Origin of the sequence: Bradyrhizobium sp. Leo170 (assembly GCF_004296405.1) — a bacterium.
Classification (GTDB): domain Bacteria; phylum Pseudomonadota; class Alphaproteobacteria; order Rhizobiales; family Xanthobacteraceae; genus Bradyrhizobium.
In genome coordinates this window covers 1-2591 of the sequence record NZ_PSRR01000599.1, presented here as the reverse complement: position 1 = coordinate 2591, position 2591 = coordinate 1, and the positions used below count along the sequence as shown (strand labels likewise).

At 64.1% G+C, this 2591-nt stretch carries 2 protein-coding genes; both read left to right on the top strand.

The annotated features are described in order from the left end of the window. Positions 1-77: 77 nt before the first annotated feature. Positions 78-1412 carry an MATE family efflux transporter gene (locus tag CWO89_RS42950; protein ID WP_130584235.1) on the top strand — a complete coding sequence of 445 codons (1335 nt, stop codon included), beginning with the start codon at positions 78-80 and terminating at the stop codon, positions 1410-1412. Between the two features lie 199 nt (positions 1413-1611). Then, complete coding sequence (gene panE / locus CWO89_RS42945; RefSeq protein ID WP_130584234.1) at positions 1612-2532, top strand: 2-dehydropantoate 2-reductase; 921 nt, start codon at positions 1612-1614, stop codon at positions 2530-2532. Positions 2533-2591: the final 59 nt, after the last annotated feature.

Here is a 2591-nt window from a genome sequence, read left to right as displayed (position 1 = left end):
CCCGCAAGCGGGGGAGGTGAACTCGCGGCCCGACTGACTCAATCAACTACCCCACATGCTTTAGCAGGTACCTTCCCATGTCCACGCCGCCGCCGCTCTGGAGGACCTTCCTCGCCTTCCTGCTGCCGATGATGCTGAGCAACATCCTGCAGGCGCTGTTCGGCACCATCAACAGCGTCTATCTGGGACAGATGATCGGGGTCGATGCGCTCGCCGCCGTCTCGGTGTTCTTCCCGGTGATGTTCTTCCTGATCGCCTTCGTGATGGGCTTAAGCTCCGGCGCGACCGTGCTGGTCGGCCAGGCCTTCGGCGCCGGCCAATCTGACAAGGTCAAGGCGGTGGCCGGCACCACGCTGACGGTTGCGCTCCTGCTGGCCATTGGCATCGCGCTGTTCGCATTGCTGTTCACGCGCGATCTGCTGGTCGCGCTCGCCACACCGGCCGATATCCTCGATGCCGCCACGTCCTACGCGCGGACCATGATGGTCACGATGCCGCTTACCTTCGCCTTCATCCTGGCCAGTTCGATGCTGCGCGGCGTCGGCGACACGCTCACGCCGCTGGTCGCGCTCGCGATTTCGACCGTCATCGGCCTCGTGGTGACGCCGGCGCTGATCCGCGGCTGGCTCGGCCTGCCGCATCTCGGCGTCGCCAGCGCCGCCTGGGCCTCGGCGGTATCGAGCCTGCTGACGCTGATATGGCTCCACCTCTATCTGCGGCGACGAGGCCATGCGCTGGCTTTCGATGCCGCGTTCCTGCGCGCGATGCGGCCGGACGGCACGCTGCTGCGAACCGTGTTGCGGCTCGGCATTCCCGCAGCGCTCGGCATGGTGGTGATGTCGCTCGCCGAGCTGGTGCTGCTCGGCCTCGTCAACGGCTTCGGCTCCAACGCCACGGCGGCCTATGGAGCGGTCAACCAGGTCTTGAGCTATGTGCAGTTTCCCGCGCTGTCGATCGCGATCTCGGTCTCGATCTTCGGCCGCGGCCAAGCCGGCCAGATCGGCGCCATCGTCGGCACCGGGCTGAAGATGAACCTGATCCTGACCGGCGGACTGGCCGCGCTAGGCTATCTGTTTTCCCGCACGCTGATGGGCTTTTTCATCACCGACCCCGCCGTGCTCGAGCTCGCGCAGGGGCTGCTGCACATCGTGCTGTGGAGCTCGGTCCTGTTCGGGATGTCGACGGTGTTTTCGGGGTCGATGCGCGCCGGCGGCACGGTCTGGATGCCGCTCTTGATCTCCGCCCTCGCGATCATGCTGGTCGAGATCCCGTCCGCCATCATCCTCAGCCGGCTGATCGGCATCGAGGGGGTGTGGGTCGCCTATCCGATCACCTTCTGCACCATGTTCCTGCTGCAGATGGCCTATTACATGCTGGTCTGGCGGAAGCAGACGGTCGAGCGTTTGATTTGACACGACACAGTATGATGACCATCATCATACTGTGTCGTGCCGCGAAGATCGCGACAGAATGGACCACCGGAACGGAGGAGCGAAGAAGAAGTAGTTACCCAGGGATTCTCGCTTGACGGAAAGCATCCATCCCTATTCGCTACTCCCCATTCGCCATTCACCTGCCATCCCCGAAGCAACAACAACAAGGAATCATCCCATGCGCGTTCTCGTCGTCGGCGCCGGTGCGATCGGCGGATATTTCGGCGGGCGGCTGCTGCAGGCCGGCCGTGACATTACGTTCTTGGTGCGCCCCAAGCGCGCATCCGAACTCGCGACTGCCGGGCTTGTGATCAAGAGCCCAAACGGCGACGTGACCTTGAAGAATCCGCCGACGGTGCAGGCTGACAAGTTGACCGAGAAATTCGACGTCGTGCTGTTGAGCTGCAAGGCGTTCGACCTGGACGATGCCATCAAGTCGTTCGCACCGGCGGTCGGACCGAATACCGCCATCATCCCGCTGCTCAACGGCATGCTGCATCTGAGCGCGCTCGACAAGAAATTCGGCGCCGAGCAGGTTCTCGGCGGCCTCTGCGCGATTGCGGCAACGCTCAATGAAGCGCGCGAGGTGGTGCAGCTTCAGCCGATGCAGTCGCTGACGTTCGGCGAACGCGACGGCAAGATGTCCGACCGCGTGCGCGCGATCGCGGAGGTGTTTTCCTCCGTCAATGGCGCAACCGCCAGCGATCATGTGATGCAGGACATGTGGGAAAAGTGGGTGTTCCTGGCTTCGCTCGCGGCTTCCACCAGCCTGATGCGCACCTCCGTCGGCAACATCCTGGCCGCGCCCGGCGGCAAGGATTTCCTGCTCGGCATGCTCGACGAATGCAGCGCGGTGGCGACCGCCGAAGGCTATGCGCCGGCTGGACCGTTCTTCGAGCGCGTCAAGGGCATGCTGACCGCCGCGGGTTCGCCGATGACCGCCTCGATGTTCCGCGACATCAAGGCCGGCTTGCCGGTCGAAGCCGATCACGTGATCGGCGACCTCGTCGCCCGCGCCGACGCCGCCAAGATTCCCGTGCCGAAGCTCCGCACGGCATATACGCATCTCAAGGCGTACGAATTGCAGCGCGACAAGTAGTCTCGTAGCCCGGGTGGAGCGCAGCGCAACCCGGGACAACCCTCTCCGCGGCGTACTGA

Coding starts and splice junctions, on each gene's coding strand:
- CWO89_RS42950 (WP_130584235.1), top strand. CDS start 78: ATGTCCACGCCGCCGCCGCTCTGGAGGACCTTCCTCGCCTTCCTGCTG.
- panE (WP_130584234.1), top strand. CDS start 1,612: ATGCGCGTTCTCGTCGTCGGCGCCGGTGCGATCGGCGGATATTTCGGC.